The following is a 687-nucleotide window of genomic DNA, read 5'->3' as shown; positions in this document are numbered from 1 at the left end:
TGCACCGGTTGTGGCGCCAGCCGCATCGCCGGGTAGCCAAGTGCGGAATGGATAACCGCTGAAGGCATCTAAGCGGGAAACCAGCCTCAAGACCAGGTCTCCCCAAGGGCCGTGCAAGACCAGCACGTCGATAGGTCGCAGGTGGAAGCGCCGCAAGGCGTGCAGCCGAGCGATCCTAATCGCCCGATAGAACTCCCTATCCTACGCACCACCGCATGGGCCGGTTCGCCAGCCCACCGCGCACAGCGCCAAAACACGTCACACACACAACAACACCAGATCATCACATCACCATCAGAGGATCCGGCCCGGTGGCCCGGTGGCCATCGCGGGGTTGATACACCCGTTCCCATCCCGAACACGGCCGTGAAACACCCCAGCGCCCATGGTACTGCGTCTCAAGACGCGGGAGAGTCGGTCGCCGCCGGGCCACCAGGCCGGATCCTCAACACCACCGCCCGCGGGTAATAAACCCACAGGCAACAACGCGGGGTGGAGCAGCCCGGTAGCTCGTCAGGCTCATAACCTGAAGGTCACAGGTTCAAATCCTGTCCCCGCATCCAGCTTGACCGAACCTAAGAACAGATCAGGCCCGACGGCAAACGCCCTCGGGCCTTTCGTGCGTCCGCCCTCCAGCACGCCCACACGACCGGGAAGCACCACGCCCGCCGCACGCAGCATCGCTGT

General features: G+C 64.0%; 1 tRNA gene and 2 rRNA genes. All 3 read left to right on the top strand.

Annotation, left to right across the window (positions count from 1 at the left end):
• Nucleotides 1-200 (top strand): 23S ribosomal RNA (locus tag HW578_RS27345); the annotation flags it as partial.
• Between the two features lie 115 nt (nucleotides 201-315).
• Nucleotides 316-430: ribosomal RNA gene (gene rrf / locus HW578_RS27340) — 5S ribosomal RNA — on the top strand.
• A gap of 56 nt (nucleotides 431-486) precedes the next feature.
• Nucleotides 487-563 (top strand) — tRNA-Met (locus tag HW578_RS27335).
• Nucleotides 564-687: the final 124 nt, after the last annotated feature.

The sequence above is a fragment of the Roseomonas rosulenta genome, from assembly GCF_016106005.1.
Taxonomy (GTDB): Bacteria; Pseudomonadota; Alphaproteobacteria; order Acetobacterales; family Acetobacteraceae; genus Neoroseomonas; species Neoroseomonas rosulenta.
Note: the sequence above shows the minus strand (reverse complement) of the source record. Positions and strands in the feature narration are given on the sequence as shown.